At 66.4% G+C, this 16,165-nt stretch carries 16 protein-coding genes; 14 read left to right on the top strand and 2 right to left on the bottom strand.

Features of this window, described 5'->3' with window-relative positions:
* Positions 1-229: 229 nt before the first annotated feature.
* Positions 230-1,894 (bottom strand): SulP family inorganic anion transporter, encoded by a 1,665-nt coding sequence (locus ACFW0H_RS26685; RefSeq protein WP_422916894.1) that lies wholly within the window; start codon positions 1,892-1,894, stop codon positions 230-232.
* Positions 1,895-2,584: 690 nt separating this feature from the next.
* On the opposite strand from ACFW0H_RS26685, the gene ACFW0H_RS26680 reads away from it, so the two are divergent.
* Positions 2,585-2,722, top strand: coding sequence for a hypothetical protein (locus tag ACFW0H_RS26680; protein ID WP_422916860.1), 138 nt, complete (start codon positions 2,585-2,587; stop codon positions 2,720-2,722).
* A gap of 20 nt (positions 2,723-2,742) precedes the next feature.
* Here the strand turns inward: ACFW0H_RS26680 and ACFW0H_RS26675 are convergent, their stop codons facing one another.
* Positions 2,743-3,720: a LysR family transcriptional regulator gene (locus tag ACFW0H_RS26675; RefSeq protein ID WP_422916859.1), complete on the bottom strand. Its 978-nt coding sequence runs from the start codon at positions 3,718-3,720 to the stop codon at positions 2,743-2,745.
* A gap of 158 nt (positions 3,721-3,878) precedes the next feature.
* Between ACFW0H_RS26675 and ACFW0H_RS26670 the strand changes: the two genes are divergently transcribed.
* The 13 genes from ACFW0H_RS26670 to ACFW0H_RS26610 all read left to right on the top strand — a co-directional run bounded on the left by ACFW0H_RS26670 (position 3,879) and on the right by ACFW0H_RS26610 (position 15,970).
* Positions 3,879-5,171: an MFS transporter gene (locus ACFW0H_RS26670; RefSeq protein ID WP_422916858.1), complete on the top strand. Its 1,293-nt coding sequence runs from the start codon at positions 3,879-3,881 to the stop codon at positions 5,169-5,171.
* A gap of 12 nt (positions 5,172-5,183) precedes the next feature.
* The gene (locus ACFW0H_RS26665) at positions 5,184-5,939 is read left to right on the top strand and encodes a class II aldolase/adducin family protein (RefSeq protein WP_422916857.1); all 756 of its coding nucleotides are present in this window, start codon (positions 5,184-5,186) and stop codon (positions 5,937-5,939) included.
* Positions 5,936-6,865 (top strand): 2-hydroxyacid dehydrogenase, encoded by a 930-nt coding sequence (locus ACFW0H_RS26660; RefSeq protein ID WP_422916856.1) that lies wholly within the window; start codon positions 5,936-5,938, stop codon positions 6,863-6,865. Before ACFW0H_RS26665 ends, ACFW0H_RS26660 begins: the two co-directional genes overlap by 4 nt.
* Positions 6,866-6,893: 28 nt before the next feature.
* Positions 6,894-8,123, top strand: coding sequence for a Zn-dependent hydrolase (locus tag ACFW0H_RS26655; protein ID WP_422916893.1), 1,230 nt, complete (start codon positions 6,894-6,896; stop codon positions 8,121-8,123).
* A 154-nt stretch (positions 8,124-8,277) separates the two neighbouring features.
* Complete coding sequence (locus ACFW0H_RS26650; RefSeq protein WP_422916855.1) at positions 8,278-9,618, top strand: MFS transporter; 1,341 nt, start codon at positions 8,278-8,280, stop codon at positions 9,616-9,618.
* A 72-nt stretch (positions 9,619-9,690) separates the two neighbouring features.
* On the top strand, positions 9,691-11,016 hold the full coding sequence (locus ACFW0H_RS26645) for an OprD family porin (protein ID WP_422916854.1): 1,326 nt from the start codon (positions 9,691-9,693) through the stop codon (positions 11,014-11,016).
* 54 nt (positions 11,017-11,070) lie between these two features.
* Positions 11,071-11,457 (top strand): RidA family protein, encoded by a 387-nt coding sequence (locus ACFW0H_RS26640; RefSeq protein ID WP_422916853.1) that lies wholly within the window; start codon positions 11,071-11,073, stop codon positions 11,455-11,457.
* Complete coding sequence (locus tag ACFW0H_RS26635; protein WP_422916852.1) at positions 11,457-12,083, top strand: RraA family protein; 627 nt, start codon at positions 11,457-11,459, stop codon at positions 12,081-12,083. Before ACFW0H_RS26640 ends, ACFW0H_RS26635 begins: the two co-directional genes overlap by 1 nt.
* A 312-nt stretch (positions 12,084-12,395) precedes the next feature.
* Positions 12,396-13,175 carry an ABC transporter substrate-binding protein gene (locus ACFW0H_RS26630; RefSeq protein ID WP_422916851.1) on the top strand — a complete coding sequence of 260 codons (780 nt, stop codon included), beginning with the start codon at positions 12,396-12,398 and terminating at the stop codon, positions 13,173-13,175.
* Between the two features lie 65 nt (positions 13,176-13,240).
* A complete protein-coding gene (locus tag ACFW0H_RS26625) occupies positions 13,241-13,954 on the top strand; it encodes an ABC transporter permease (protein ID WP_422916850.1) in 714 nt (237 codons plus the stop codon).
* Complete coding sequence (locus ACFW0H_RS26620; RefSeq protein ID WP_422916849.1) at positions 13,947-14,657, top strand: ABC transporter permease; 711 nt, start codon at positions 13,947-13,949, stop codon at positions 14,655-14,657. Before ACFW0H_RS26625 ends, ACFW0H_RS26620 begins: the two co-directional genes overlap by 8 nt.
* Positions 14,658-14,718: 61 nt before the next feature.
* Positions 14,719-15,480: an ABC transporter ATP-binding protein gene (locus ACFW0H_RS26615; protein ID WP_422916848.1), complete on the top strand. Its 762-nt coding sequence runs from the start codon at positions 14,719-14,721 to the stop codon at positions 15,478-15,480.
* Positions 15,481-15,490: 10 nt separating this feature from the next.
* Positions 15,491-15,970, top strand: a complete 480-nt coding sequence (locus tag ACFW0H_RS26610; RefSeq protein ID WP_422916847.1) for an Lrp/AsnC family transcriptional regulator — start codon at positions 15,491-15,493, stop codon at positions 15,968-15,970.
* Positions 15,971-16,165 lie beyond the last annotated feature (195 nt).

Genomic DNA, 16,165 nt, shown 5'->3' with positions numbered 1-16,165 from the left:
CGGGGGAAATGAAGCGGGGGCTGGGCGTGGTGCCAGCCACGGAAGGGCGTCAAGTATCCGGATTGACCGGGCCTGGCGGCGTAAAGAATGCGTAAAAAAACATCCGCCATGACCGGCAGGCGCCCGCCGCCCGGTGCTTGCCGGGCGATTATCTCGCCGTTCGGCTGGCGCAAATGCGTCATGGGACCCTCCTCGAACACAGCTGTTCATGGCTCGGCGCTGGCCTGCGCTAGGGCGTCCAGTCTACGCCGTGCTCGTCGAGGTAGGCGTCGACGGCCGCCCCGACCGTGGGATGGAAGACTTCGGCACCTATGTGCTCCAGCACTTCCAGGCGCAACAGCTTGTCCTTCACCGGGTCCTTCATCTCCGCGAAGCGCAGTGAGATGCCGGCGGACCGCAGCGACTGTTCCAGCTCCACCAGCATGTCGGCGGAGGTCACATCCACGCTGGTGACCGGCTCCGCCGCCACCACCACCCGGCGCACCGGCGTCTGCGATTGGGCGACGGCGTCCAGGATGCAGTTCTGGAACAGCTCGGCGTTGGCGAAGAACAGTGGTGCGTCCCAGCGGAACAGCAGCAGGCCCGGTACGCAGCGGGCCAGGGGGTAGCGGGAGACGTCGTGGTAGCCGCGAATGCCGTCCACGCGGCCGAGCACGGCGTAGTGCGGGCGCCAGCCGTCCCAGAGGAACTCGATTACCGCCACCACCACCGCCAGGCCGATGCCCGGCACCGCGCCGAGCACCGCGACTCCGACGAAGCAGGTGAACGACAGCCAGAATTCCCATTGCTGGATGCGATAGATGCGCCCCAGGTCCTTGAACTCGAAGAGTCCGATGGCGGCGGCGATCACCACGGCGGCGAGGGCGCTGTTGGGCAGGTTGCGCAGCAGGGCGGGGGCCAGCAGCAACAGCAGTGACACGCCCAGGGCACCGAAGACGCCGGTGAGCTGGGTCCTGGAGCCCGCCGCCTCGGCCACCGGGGTGCGCGAGGAACTGCTGCTGATGGGGAAGCCCTGGAACAGACCCGCCGCCAGGTTGGCCGCGCCGAGGCCGACCATTTCCTGGTTCGGGTCCACCGGGGTGCGGGTCTTGGCCGCATAGGCGCGGGACAGCACGCTGGTATCGGCGAAGGACACCAGGGCCACGGCGAATCCGCCCACCAGCACGGTCACCAGGTCGCCCGGCTGCAACCAGGGAAAGGCGAAGCTCGGCAACCCTTCGGGTACAGCACCCAGGACCTTCACATTGTGGGTGTCGCCAAGGTCCAGGCCGCCCACCACCAGGGTGGCCACCACCACGGCGACCAGGATGCCGGGCACCCGTTCGAAACGCTTGAGCAGCAGGATCAGCGCCAGGGTGCCGGCGCCGACGGCGAAGGCGGTCCAGTTGGCCTGGCCTGCCATCAGCGCCTTTGTCAGCGCCAGGATGTCCCGCAGCGGCCCGGCGCTGTCGACGGACACGCCGAACAGCTTGGGCGTCTGGCTGATCAGCACGGTGAAGGCGATGCCGTTCATGTAGCCGTAGCGTATCGGCTTGGACAGCAACTCGGTGATGAAACCCAGGCGCAACAGCCCGGCGCCGATGCAGACCAGGCCGGAAACCAGCGCCATGGCGCTGGCGATGGTGATGGCGCGCACCGGGTCGCCTCCCGACAGGGGCAGCACCACGGCGAGGATGATGGCCGCCAGGGCCGAATCCGGCCCGAGTACCAGGATGCGGCTGGGACCGAACAGGGCGTAGGCCAGCAGCGGGACTATGGTGGCGTACAGGCCGTAGATGCCCGGCACCCCGGACGCCTCGGCATAGGCGATGCCCACCGGCACCAGCATGGTGGTCAGCACCAGGCCGGCGACCAGGTCCTTGGGCAGCCAGCCGGGCTGGTATTGGCGCAGCATCGTCAGCCCGGGCAGCCAGCGCTTCCACCCCCCCTGGACAGCGGACGTGCGGGACAGGCTAGCCGGTTCCACAGGCTGGTTGGACAGGGCGTCTTTCATGGGCGGCTCCCGCTGCGGGTCATGAGGTCAGCGGCGGATCGGCTGCGATCCCTCGCTGGTGGATGTTCCACAAGGATGGTTGGTGGATGGCGGCGCGCTTATGCGTTTTTGGAATGAACGGCTCGCTTGTTCATTTGAATTTTGGAAACAACGCCCTCAGGACGGTCATGAGTAACTGGCTTCGCCTGTTACGACTCCGGTTGTCTGGCGAGAGCGACAGAGCTGAGCAGGTAGGGTGCGCCGCGCGCACCGAGGGGAAGAGTGAGACGCAGGGGCTGATCCCGCGATCGACCAGGCATCAGGATTGCCTCGTCCGGTCAGGCGCGAGTCACCCCTCTCCCTCCGGGAGAGGGGCCGGGGGTGAGGGTAGTGTCAGGCACATACGGAGTCCTGAAAGGTCCGTACTAGAGGCTTCTATTCGTTTCTTCAGCAGCTAACGCAGGCACGGCCGAAGGAATCGGCAAACCCTCTCGAAATCGTCGAACACGCGTCCCACCCGGCCTCGCTACCGTCTGACGCCAGCCACTTGTAGGGGAAAATCGGCCTTGCTAGCTTGATTCTGTCGTCAGGCGCATATCGAGGAGGTGCGTCATGAGCGTGAACACCATAGGCATGATCATCATCGCTTGCCTGATCCTCCTGTGCATCGGCATGGCGCTGTGGAGCAACAGGCCCGCCATCAAGTCGTGGCTGGAACACCACCACTGGCATTGGCCGCACTTCCGTTGAAGTCCGCCCGCAGGGCCGCGTCAGGCTTCATCCCCGGTCGCCAGCTTGTGCTGGAAGCTCTCCAGGAACACGCTCTCGGCGAGGGTCATCTTCTGCTCGCGGTTCCACAGCAGGAAGATGTCGACGTCGACTATCCCTTCCGCAGGTGGTAGCCGCCAGAGCAGGCCTTCCTCGATGTCCTTGCCGAGGACGTGCTCGGGGAGGCAGCCGATACCGAATCCAGCGCAGACCAGACGGTGAATTTCCTCGAAGCTCGATGACGAGGCGACGATTCGCCCGGTGAAGCCCTGCTGATCGCGGAAGACCGCGAGGGGGGAGAGGTTGCCGCCAAACTGGTCGCTGACGAAGCTCACGAAGTTCTCGCCCTTGAGCTCTTCCAGCGACACATCGCTGCGGCCGAAGAAACGATGGCGCTGGCCACAGAAGAACGCATAGCGCTGACGCAGGAGCTGACGTTGCTCCAGCTTGGGTTGGGGGATGCGGCACAGGCCGAGACCCGCCGTAGCGGTTTTCTGCATGAGCGAGCTGATGATGTCCGAGCTTCGCATCACCTCGATCTCCAGCTCCACGCGCGGATGCGCTTGATGGAACTCGGCAAGGAACTCGTCGTAGAGCGGCGACTGCACCCGGCTGATGCTGAGCAGCCGGACCTTGCCCGCCACACCATCGCTGCGTTCCTCCACCGCCGCGCTGATGCGCGAGATGTCGCCGTAGATGTCGGTGGCGATGCGCAGCACTTCCTCGCCCGCGGCGGTGAGGTCGAAGCGCGGACCGCGCCGCAGGATCAGCGCGCATTCCAGTTGCTCCTCCAGCCGTTTCAGCGCCTGGCTCACAGCCGACTGGGTGATGTGCAGGCGCGCCGCCGCGCGGCTGATGCTGCCTTCCTGGCCGATCACCAGATAGGTCCGTAGCAGGTTCCAGTCGAGGCGGTCGTTGAGGAAACGACGTCCCTCCCACTTGTTGACCAATGCGTCAGATTGTGACGTCGGGATCGTCATCTCAGTTCCTATTAGTAGTAGTGCTAATACGGCGGATAAGAATTAGCAAATTGACTAATCATAGCCCGGGCGCGATAAAGCCGAAAAGCGCCATAGAGCGCGACCGGCTTAGCCAGAACAGAACACTGCCTCGACAAGTAATCCAAGAAGGGCCTTGCATGCACACTTCCAATCAGCCGCGTCGCGCGGCGGCTGCCGCATTCGTCGGCACCACCATCGAGTTCTACGACTTCTACATCTACGCCACCGCCGCAGCCCTGGTGCTCGGCCAGGTGTTCTTCCCCAGCTCCAATCCCTTTCTCAGCACTATGGCGGCCTTCGGCACCTTCGCCGTCGGCTTCATCGCCCGGCCCATGGCCGGCATGGTGTTCGGCCACCTGGGCGACCGCCTCGGGCGCAAGAAGATGCTGCTGGTGACCATGGCGCTGATGGGCCTGGCCACCACCGGCATCGGCCTGCTGCCGAGCTACGCCAGCGCCGGCATCTGGGCGCCCATCGGCCTGATCGTCCTGCGCATCATCCAGGGCATCTCGGTGGGCGGCGAGTGGGGCGGGGCAGTGCTGATGGCCAGCGAGCACGCGCCGGCCCGGCGCAAGACCTTCTACGCCTCCTTCGCCCAGCTGGGCAGCCCGGCCGGCCTGCTGCTGGCGCTGATCGCCTTCCGCCTCGTGACCATGCTGGACCAGGACGACTTCATCGCCTGGGGCTGGCGCATTCCCTTCCTGATCAGCGGCCTGCTGATGATGGTCGGCCTGGCGATCCGCTTCGGCGTGGATGAGTCCCCCGAGTTCAAGGCGGTGCGCGAGCAGGATCAGACGGTCAAGTACCCGGTACTGGAAGTGATCCGCACCTGCTGGCGGCAGATCCTCTTCGCCGCGCTGGCGGTGACCATCGGCTCGGCCGGCTTCTTCTTCACCAACACCTTCATGATCACCTACGTCACCACCTACCAGGGCATCGAGCGCTCCACCATCCTCGACTGCCTGTTCCTGGTGACCATCCTGCAATTCCTTTCGCAGCCGCTGTCGGCACTGCTGGCCGAACGCATCGGCGAGGGCCGATTCCTCAAACTGGTGGCGCTGCTGTGCATGGCCGTGCCGTACCCCATGTTCATGCTGGTGGGGACCCAGAACCTGGTGCTGATGACCCTCGGCATCGCCCTGGCGGTGGTCACTCTGTCGGCCCTCTACGCGGTGATCGCCGGCTACATGTCCCAGGCCTTCCCGGCGCACCTGCGCTACTCGGGCATCTCGCTGGCCTACCAGTTGATCTGCGCCATCGCCGGCGGCAGCACGCCGATCATCGGCACCCTGATCGCCAATCAGTTCGCCGGCCAATGGTTGCCGCTGGCCTTCTTCTTCAGCTTCCTCTCCGCACTTTCCCTGATCGGGGTCTGCGGCCTCTCCCGCCTGCGCGGCGAGGTGCAGCCCAGCCCCGTCCTCGCTCGCTAACCAGGAGTTTTCATGAGCAAGCCGCACAACATCAGCGATGTCGAATGGCAGGCCCGCTGCGAACTGGCCGCGCTGTACCGGATGGTCGCGCACTTCCGCATGACTGACCTGATCGACACCCACATCACCCTGCGCATCCCGGGGCCTGAGCATCACTTCCTGATCAACCGCTACGGGGTGATCTTCGACCGCATGCGCGCCTCCGACCTGGTGCGCATCGACCAGCACGGCAATGTGGTGGACGAGGCCTTCGGCGAGCGCCGGGTCAATGCGGCCGGTTTCGTCATCCACTCGGCCATCCACATGGCGCGGCCGGACATGAAGTGCGTGGTGCACACCCACACCGCCGCCGGCATCGCGGTGTCGGCCCAGGAGCAGGGGCTGCTGCCCATCAGCCAGCACGCGCTGAAGTTCTACGGCAAGCTGGCCTACCACCAGTACGAAGGCATCGCCCTGTCCCTGGACGAGCGCGAGCGGCTGATCGCCGACCTCGGCCCGCACAAGGCGATGATCCTGCGCAACCACGGCCTGCTGGCCGGCGGCAACAGCGTGGCCGAGGCCTTCCACGAGATCCACTTCCTCGAACGCGCCTGCCAGGCGCAGGTCCAGGCCCTGGCCGGTGGCGCCAAGCTGGTGTACCCGTCCGATGAGGTCTGCCGCCACACCGCCGCGCAGTTCGAGCGCGACGAGTCGGCCGAGATCGTCGAGCTGAGCTGGAACGCCGCGCTGACCCTGATCGAATCCCAACGCGAGTCCTACTGCTCATGAAGCCGCTGGTCCTGTTATCGGCCGACACCGTGCTGCTCGGCCAGCTGCAGAACGCCTTCGCCCGGCAGGCGCCGGAGCTTTCCGTGGTACTCGCCGACGATCCCGCCGCGCGCGACGCGGAAGTGGCCGCCTGCTGGTTCCCGCCGGCCGGCAGCCTGGCGCGGCTGCCGAACCTCAAGCTGATCCACTCGGTGGCAGCCGGCGTCGACCACCTGGGCACCGACCCGGAGCATGCCGAAGTCCCGGTCTGCCGCGTGGTCGACCCGGCGCACCGCCAGGGCATGGCGGAGTACGTGCGCTGGGCGGTGATCCACTACCACCGGGATTTCGACCGGGCCCTGAAGCAACAACAACGCCAGGTCTGGTTGCGCCATCCGCAGAAGCCTGCGGCCGACTACCGCATCGGCGTGATGGGCCTGGGCTCCCTGGGTGGCGCCATCGCCGAAGAGCTGGCCGCCGCCGGATATGCCGTGCGCGGCTGGTCGCGTACCGCCAAGCGGATCGACGGCGTGCAGACCCATGCGGGAGATGAGGGCTTCGCCGCCTTCCTCGATGGGTTGGACCTGTTGGTCAACCTGCTGCCGCTGACCGAGGCCACCCGCGGCATCCTCTGCCGCAAGACGTTCGAGGCCCTGGCGCCCGGCGCCGCGGTGGTCAACTGCGGCCGCGGCGCCCATGTGGCGGTGGACGAGCTGATCGACGCGGTGCAGGACGGCCGCCTGCGCGGCGCCTTGCTGGACGTGTTCGAGAAGGAGCCGCTGCCGCTGGACAGCCGCCTCTGGACCACCCCCGGCATCGCCATCACCCCGCACATGGCGTCGGCCGCCTCCCACGATTGCATCGCCCGCCAGATTGGCGAGAACGCCCGCCGCCTGGAGGCGGGTCAGCCCCTGTTGAACCGGGTGGACACCCGTCTCGGTTACTGAACCCTGCGCCTGGAACGAGGAAATGAGCATGCTGAAATGCAATGGCGAACGGCTGTGGGACAGCCTGATGCAGATGGCCAAGGTCGGCCCGACGGAGAAAGGTGGCAACTGCCGCCTGGCGTTGTCCGAAGAGGACAGGGCAGGGCGGGAACTGTTCGTGCGCTGGTGCCGTGACCTGGGGATGAGCATTCGGCTCGACCCCATCGGCAACCTCTTCGCCCGCCTGCCCGGGTGCAACGACGCGCTGCCGCCCGTGGTGATGGGCAGCCACCTGGACACCCAGCCCAAGGGCGGCCGCTTCGACGGCATCTATGGGGTGCTGGCCGGCCTGGAAGTGGTGCGCAGTCTGAAGGATGCCGGCATCGCGACCGAGCGCGCGCTGGAAATCGCCGTCTGGACCAACGAGGAGGGCGCCCGCTTCACCCCGGCCATGCTGGGTTCGGCGGTGTTCACCGGCGACCTGCCGCTGGAGCGTGCGCTGGCCATCCGCGATGCCGATGGCATCAGCGTGGCCGAGGCCCTGGAGCGGACCGGTCAGGCGGGGGCGCTGCCCCTGGGCCGCGAGTTCGATGCCTACTTCGAAGCCCATATCGAACAGGGCCCGATCCTCGAAGACGCCGGACTGCCAGTGGGCGTGGTCACCGGTGGCCAGGCCATCTGCTGGCTGGACATCGAGGTGCAGGGCATACCGGCCCATGCCGGCACCACTCCCATGCCGCTGCGCCGGGATGCGCTGTTCGGCGTCGGCGAGATGATCACCGCGCTGGAACAGCTGTCCCGCGACTTCGCCCCCAAGGGCCTGGTTACCGTCGGCCAACTGAACATCGCGCGCTCTTCGCGCAACACCATTCCCGGCCGGGTGGCCTTCACCCTGGACCTGCGTCACCACCTGGACGACGAGATTGCCGCCATGGAGGCCAGCGCCCGCGACCTCATCGCCGCCATCGCCGCGCGTCGTGGCCTGGAGGTGAAGTTGGAGCGGCACTGGCTGAGCCCGGCGACGCCTTTCGACCCGGCCTGCATCGCCGCCGTGCGCAATGCGGTGGAAGGCCTGGACTACCCGCACCAGGACATCGTCAGTGGCGCCGGCCACGACGCCATCCACCTGGCGCGGCACTGCCCGACCACCATGGTGTTCATCCCCTGCGTCGGCGGCCTCAGCCACAACGAGGCCGAGGACGCCCTGCCGGATGACGTCAGCAAGGGCTGCGATGTGCTGCTCAACGCCGTACTGAGCCGCGCCGACCGGACAAGCTGATCCAACCGCGTCACACCGGGTGCCCGGCGGCCATCACCGCTGCCGGGCGCCACGGGTTCCCTTTGCCCGAAAAACAAGAAACGCCCGCAACACCTTCAACTGCCAAGAACAAACAAACCCACGTGCCCAAGCAGCACACAACGGGAGAATAGGCATGACCAGCCCTGCGTACACCGAGGTTGCGACCCCGCAATCTGAACAAACAACCGACATGAAGAAAGTCGCCGTCGCCAGCGTCATCGGCACCACGGTGGAGTGGTACGACCTGTTCGTCTTCGCCACCGCCTCGGCCCTGGTCTTCAACAAGATCTTCTTCCCCGGCTTCGATCCCCTGGTGGGCACGCTGCTGGCCTTTGGCACCTTCGCCTCGGCCTATGGCGCGCGCATCGTCGGCGCCGCGCTGTTCGGCCACTTCGGCGACCGCCTCGGGCGCAAGTCGATGCTGCTGATCTCGCTGCTCACCATGGGCGCCGCCACCTTCGCCATCGGCCTGTTGCCGGACTATCAGTCCATCGGCATCTGGGCGCCGATCCTGCTGCTGACCTTGCGCATCATCCAGGGCCTGGCCCTGGGCGGCGAGTGGGGCGGGGCGGTGCTGATGGCGGTGGAGCATGCGCCGAAGGACAAGCGCGGCCTCTATGGCTCCTGGGTGCAGATCGGCGTGCCGGCCGGCACCATGCTGGCGAACCTGGCCTTCCTGCTCATCGCCGCTTCCATGCCGGCCGAAGAGTTGCTCACCTGGGGCTGGCGCGTGCCCTTCCTGGGCAGCATCCTGCTGATCGCCCTGGGCCTGTACATTCGCCTGAACATCCATGAAACCCCGTCGTTCAAAGCGGTGGAGAAGACCGGCGAGCAGGTGAAAGTGCCGCTGCTGGAGGTGTTCCGCAAATACTGGAAGCAGGTGCTGCTGGGTGGCGTCGCCACCATGTCCACCGGCACGTCCTACAACCTGATCGTCGCCTTCGGCCTCACCTACGGCACCCAGACCCTGGGCTTCTCCCGTGGCGAAATGCTCAGCGTGGTGCTGGCCTCCTGCGCAGCCTGCATCTTCATGCTGCCGTTCTTCGGCGCACTGTCGGACCGCGTCGGCCGCAAGCCGATCATTGTCGCTGGCATCATCGCCGAGGCGCTGGTCGCCTTCCCGATGTTCTGGCTGATGGACACCCGGGAGCTGCCATTCGTGTTCCTCGGCTACCTGCTGCTGATGACTGCCTTCGCCGCCAACTACGGCCCCATCGCCACCTTCCTCGCCGAACTGTTCGGCACCAAGGTGCGCTATTCGGGCCTGTCCATCAGCTACATGCTCTCGGGCCTCTTGGGCAGCGCCGCCACACCGCTGGTGACCACCGCTCTGCTGTCCATGACCGGCAAGGGCTCGTCCGTCGCCTGGTACATGGTGGGTTCGGCCGTGGTGTCGCTGGTCGCCCTGCTGCTGCTCACCGAAACCTTCAGGAAAGACCTCAACGCGCAGGCTCGCAACGCCGCGCAGCCCTGATCAATCCGACTTGTCCAGCGAGCCCGCTGCGTGACCGGGCGGGCCGCGTGCACCCTGAAATAGAGCCAGTAGATGAACAAGACCTTACACGGCATCAGCCTCACCGCGTGCGCCCTGGCGCTGCCTTTCAGCCCATGCGCCCTGGCGGACCTGGTCGGCGACAGCCACGCCAGCCTCAACCTGCGCAACTTCTACTTCAACAACGACTTCCGCGACCGGCCCGGCAGTGCCGGGCAGAGCAAGACCGAAGAATGGGCCCAGGGCTTCATGCTCAACTTCACCTCCGGCTATACCGAGGGCACGGTGGGCGTCGGTCTGGACGCCATCGGCCTGCTGGGCCTGACCCTGGACAGCGGTGCCGGGCGCCATCGCGGCAGCAGCATGATTCCCGATGACGGCAACGGCGCGGCCAGCGAATGGAGCCGCCTAGGCCTGACCCCCAAGCTGAAATTCTCGAAGACCGAGGCCCGCTACGGCACCCTGCTGCCCAAGCTCCCGGTGCTGACCTACAACGATGGCCGTCTGCTGCCGCAGACCTTCGAGGGCGGCCAGGTCACCTCCGGCGAGATCGATGGCCTGACCCTCACCGCCGGCCGCCTGGAACATGCCACCGGGCGCGGCTCCAGCGACCGCACGGGCCTTGCGGTCAGCGGAGGCACCCGCGAGAGCAACCAGTTCCTCTTCGCCGGAGGCGACTACAAGCTCGGCCAAGACCTGCTCGCCCAGTACTACTTCGCCAACCTGGAGGACTACTACGACCAGCACTTCCTCGGCCTGACCCACAGCCTGCCGATCGCCGAGGGGCAGTCGTTCAAGACCGAGCTGCGCTACTTCCGCACCACCTCCGATGGCGCCAATGGCACCGCCACCGGCCGTGCGGCGGGCTTCCGCGTCGGCGGCTTCACCGAGGACGGCACCGGCGAGATCGATAACCACACCTGGAGCGCCGCCTTCACCTACAGCATCAAGGGGCACGCGCTGATGGCCGGCTACCAGGTGGTGTCCGACGGCAGCAACTTCGTCCAGCCCAACCAGGGCTCGCTGCCGGACAAGGGGGCGGGCGGTGCCAGCATCTACCTGCATACCGACCGCATGCTCGCCAGCTTCAACCGGGCAGGGGAGCGCACCGGCTTCGCCCAGTACAGCTACGACTTCGCCGCCACCGGCATCCCCGGCCTGAAGGCTTCGGTCATGTACCTGAAGGGCGAGGACATCGAGAGCCTGTCCGGCGCCGACAAGTCCGAATGGGAGCGTGACATCGGCCTGGACTACGTGATCCAGGGCGGCGCCCTCAAGGGCCTGGGCGTCGCCTGGCGCAATGGCCTCCTGCATTCGGACATCGATCCGAACCAGGCGCAGAACCGCCTGATCCTCAGCTACAGCCTGCCGCTTTTCTGAGCCATCCGCCGCCGGCATGGCCGGCGGTTTCCCGAGCCGAACAGGAGACACCCCATGAAACGCATCAATGCCGCCCCCGGCACCATCGGCCCGGTGGGCCCTTACTCCCAGGCCGTGGTCAGTGGCCACCTGGTGTTCACCGCCGGGCAGATACCCGCACTGGGCAGCCTTGACCAACAGCCCGCGAGTTTCGCCGAGCAGGTGCGGCAGACCTTCGCCAACCTGGCGGCGATCCTCGAAGCGGCCGGCTCCAGCCTGGACCACATCGTCAAGGTCAATGCCTACCTCACCGATCCGGCACAGCTGGAGCCGTTCAATCAGGTTTATCGCGAGATCCTCGGCCACGCGCCGCCAGCACGCACCACCGTCTGCGTCTCGCTGTGGGGCGTGTCGCTGGAGATCGAGTGTGTCGCCGAGCTGATCGACGCGGGAGGCCGCTGATGGACCTGGAACGCCTGCTGGCGCAATTGCGCGAGATCAGCTTCGCCACCCTCGGCCACTTCCTCGAGCAGGGTTTCGTCAGCCATGAGATTCGCGCCCTGGTGCCGGATGTCCGCTTCATCGGCCGCGCCGTCACCCTGCGCGTCGCCCAGGCCGACGCCATCGCGGTGAACCGCGCCCTGGCCAGCCTGAAGCCCGGCGATGTGCTGGTGATCGACATGGCCGGCGACCACCAGCACGCCTGCGTGGGGGCGGTGACCCAATGTGCCGCCCAGTGCGCCGGTGCGGTGGGCATCGTCATCGACGGCGTGGCGACGGACCTGGCCGAGCTGCGTGCCGCCGGCCTGCCGGTGTTCGCCCGCGGTACCAGCCAGCTCACCACCAAGCTGGTGGGCACTTCGGCCAGCGCGCTGAACGTGCCGGTGACCTGCGGTGGTGTGCCGGTACAGCCCGGCGACCTGGTGCTGGCCGACGACAACGGCGTGTTGGTCCTGCCGCCGGAGGTGCTGGCCGACGTGATCGAGCAGGCCCTGGCCTCGGACAGCGCCGAGCCCGGGCTGCTGGCCCGCCTGCGGGCCGGCGAGCCCCTCGAACGCGTGCTGGCCATGGAGGCCTCGAAGGCCTGAATCCCGGCTCCGGCGCTGCCCTGGCAGCGTCGGAGCCGACTTGTGCCGTGAGCGCGACAGATTCGGCTGTGCCGGGTGATTCAACAGCCGAAAGCGGCTGTCCGGACGCGGTGTTACGACACCAACGGGGAGGGTGGTGGAGGCATTCTGGCGCCGTTCGCTCAAGCCATCTGGCAGCAAGCGGACAGCCTCCGCGGCAATAACAAGAACCGGATGCAACGCGTCCACCGATCCATTTCTCTGCCCCGTTGAAAAGTGCTGACCGAGCCCATTCGGTTGGCGATAAATCCAATCAAAGCTGGGACCCTGCTCATGAAAATCAAATGGTTGGCCTTGTCCGCTATCACCCTCGTCCTGTCTTCCGGCGCCGCCATGGCCAAGGAGTGGAACGAGATCCGCTTCGGCGTGAACCCTGCCTACCCGCCCTTCGAATCCACCGCGCCCGACGGCTCGCTGCAGGGCTTCGACATCGACCTGGGCAACGCCATCTGCGCCGAACTCAAGGTCAAGTGCACCTGGGTCGCCAATGACTTCGACGGGCTGATTCCCGCCCTCAAGGCCCGCAAGATCGACGCCGTGCTGTCTTCCATGACCGTTACTGAACCGCGCAAGAAGCAGATCGAATTCTCCGACCGCCTGTTCTCCGGCCCCACCTCCATTGTGACCCGCAAGGGTTCGGGCCTTGAGCCCAACGCCGAATCCCTCAAGGGCAAGGCTGTCGGCTTCCAGCAGGGCACGATCCAGGAGGCCTATGCCAAGGCGAAGCTGGCGCCCGGTGGCGTGCAGCTCAAGGCGTACCAGAACCAGGACCAGGTCTACGCGGACCTGGTGTCCGGCCGCCTCGACGCCTCCATCCAGGACATGCTCGAAGCCGAGCTGAGCTTCCTCAAGTCGCCCCAGGGCGCCGACTTCCAGAGCAGCAAGGGCATCAGTGATCCCATGGTGCCCTCGGATATCGCCATCGGCCTGCGCAAGGGTGACGAGGAGCTGAAGGCGCTGATCAACAAGGCCATCGCGGCCATGCACGCCAGCGGCACCTACCGGGAGATCCAGCGCAAGCACTTCGGCGAGCTGGACCTCTACAACAACTGACCACGCCTTGGCCGCGTGGCTGCTCCCCCGGCAGTCGCGCGGCGTTTTCAATCAGGTAGGCAACCGTGAACGACCTCCTTCCTTTCCTGGACCTGCAGGGCTTCGGACCGCTGCTGCTGCATGGCACCTGGGTCACCCTGAAACTGTCCCTGCTGTCACTGGCGCTGAGCATCGCCATCGGCCTGCTGGGCGCCGCGGCCAAGCTGTCGCCGCTGGCGCTGCTGCGCGTGCCGGCGACGCTCTACACCACCCTGATCCGCGGCATCCCCGACCTGGTGCTGATGCTGCTGATCTTCTACAGCCTGCAAGGTTGGCTGAGCAGCCTCACCGACGCCATGGGCTGGGACTACATCGACGTCGATCCTTTCGGCGCCGGCATCGTGACCCTTGGCTTCATCTACGGCGCCTATTTCACCGAGACCTTCCGTGGCGCCATCCTCTCCGTGCCGCGCGGGCAACTGGAGGCGGCCACCGCCTATGGCCTGGGGCGCCTCCAGCGCTTCGTGCACGTGGTCTTCCCGCAGATGATGCGCTTCGCCCTGCCGAGCCTCGGCAACAACTGGCTGGTGCTGCTCAAGGCTACCGCGCTGGTGTCGATCATCGGCCTGGCCGACGTGGTCAAGGTCGCCCAGGACGCCGGCAAGACCACCTTCAACATGCTGTTCTTCCTGATCCTCGCGGCGCTGCTCTACCTCCTCATCACCAGCGCTTCCAACGTTGTCCTGCGTTGGCTCGAAGTGCGCTACAACCTCGGCGTAAGGGGACACAGCCATGATTGAACTGATCCAGGAATACTGGCGGCCCTTCCTGTTCAGCGATGGCTACAGCACGACCGGCCTGGCGATGACGCTCTGGCTGCTGTGCTTCTCGCTGGCGCTCGGCTTCGTGCTATCGGTGCCGCTGGCCATTGCGCGCACTTCGCGCTGCCGCGCGCTGCGCTGGCCGGTGCAGTTCTTCACCTACCTGTTCCGCGGCACGCCGCTGTATATCCAGCTGCTGATCATCTACACCGGCCTCTACGGCATTGCCGCCGTGCGCGAACAGCCGCTGCTGGGGACCTTCTTCCGCGACGCGATGAATTGCACGCTGCTGGCGTTCACCCTGAACACCTGCGCCTACACGGTGGAGATCTTCGCCGGGGCCATCCGCAGCATTCCCCACGGGGAGATCGAGGCGGCGCGCGCCTACGGCCTCAGCGGCTGGCGGCTCTACGCGCATGTGATCATCCCCTCGGCCCTGCGTCGCGCGCTGCCGTACTACAGCAACGAGGTGATCCTCATGCTGCATGCGACTTCGGTGGCCTTCACCGCCACCATCCCGGACATCCTGAAGATCGCCCGCGACGCCAATGCCGCGACTTTCCTCACCTTCCAGTCCTTCGGCATCGCCGCGCTGTTCTACCTGGGCCTGACCTTCGCCTTCGTCGGTCTGTTCCGCCTGGCCGAGCGGCGCTGGCTGGCCTTCCTCGGTCCCGCCCACTGAATCCAGACCCCACCTGAAGACAAAAGGCTGCGCCCAGGCCGCGCAGCCATCGGAGTGCCTTATGTACAAGCTGACGGTAGAAGACCTGCACAAGCGCTACGGCGACAACGAAGTGCTCAAGGGGGTGTCATTGAACGCCCGCAGCGGCGACGTGGTGAGCATGATCGGCGCCAGCGGATCGGGTAAGAGCACCATGCTGCGCTGCATCAACTTCCTCGAACAGCCGGACGCTGGCGCCATCGCCCTCGACGGCGAGGCCATCCGCATGCGCGGGCCGGCCGGCGCCATGCGTCCGGCCTGCGACAAGCAGTTGCAGAAGCTGCGTACCCGGTTGGCCATGGTGTTCCAGCACTTCAACCTGTGGAGCCACCTGAGTGTGCTGGACAACATCACCCTGGCGCCCATCCGCGTCCTCGGCGCCAGCCGCAAGGAAGCCGAGGAGCGTGCCCGCGCCTACCTGGACAAGGTGGGCCTGCCGTCCCGCGTGGCGGGGCAGTATCCGGCCTTTCTCTCCGGCGGCCAGCAGCAGCGTGTGGCGATCGCCCGCGCGCTGGCGATGGAGCCGGAAGTCATGCTCTTCGACGAACCCACCTCGGCGCTGGACCCGGAGTTGGTGGGCGAAGTGCTGAAAGTGATCCAGGCCCTGGCCGAGGAGGGCAGGACCATGCTCATGGTGACCCACGAAATGGAGTTCGCCCGGCGCGTGTCCAGCCAGGTGCTGTTCCTGCACCAGGGCCGGGTCGAGGAGCAGGGCAGTGCGGAAATCCTCGAAAAGCCCCGGAGCGAACGCCTGCAGCAGTTCCTCTCCGGCCGCCTGAAGTGAGGGCCGCGCGATGATCGAGACAGCCGAGTCGTCCGTCTCGCTGGACCGTATCGACCAGGCGATCCTGGAGGTGCTGCGCCATGAAGGGCGCATCACCTACCAGAAGCTCTCCGAGCGCGTGCACCTCACGCCGCGCCCCTGCCTGGAGCGGGTGCGCAAGCTGGAGCGGATGGGGGTGATCCGTGGCTATTCGGCCATCATCGACCAGCGCAAGCTCACGCCGGGCCTGTCGCTGCTGGTGCTGGTGGCGCTGTCCAACCAGAGTGGCCGCGCCGCGCAGAAGGCCTTCGAGGCCAAGGTGCGCAGTTGCCCGCAGGTGCTGGAATGCCGCCTGATCAGCGGCGCCTTCGACTACAGCCTGCGCATGCGCTGCCGGGACATGGAGCACTACCGCGTGCTGACGGAAACCTGGTTCAACGACCCCGAGCTGCACATCGACAAACTGGTCAGCCACCCAGAGTTGGCAATGGTGAAGACGGCGAAGGAGTAGCCGCCTGGCACCTCCTTGTGGAGCTCCACCCATCCTACGGGCTGGCCGGACATCCTCGGGTTGACGCGGGAAATGCCCCCCTCTCCCTCCGGGAGAGGGGCCGGGGGAGAGGGATGTCAGGCTCCCGCTCGGACTTGGCCTGACCCGGATGCCTTGCGGGTGCGCCGCTTGCGAAGAGATCCCTCTGACGGCGAA

The sequence above is a fragment of the Metapseudomonas cellulosilytica genome, assembly GCF_049334135.1.
In the GTDB taxonomy this organism is placed as follows: domain Bacteria; phylum Pseudomonadota; class Gammaproteobacteria; order Pseudomonadales; family Pseudomonadaceae; genus Metapseudomonas.
Note: the sequence above shows the minus strand (reverse complement) of the source record. Positions and strands in the feature narration are given on the sequence as shown.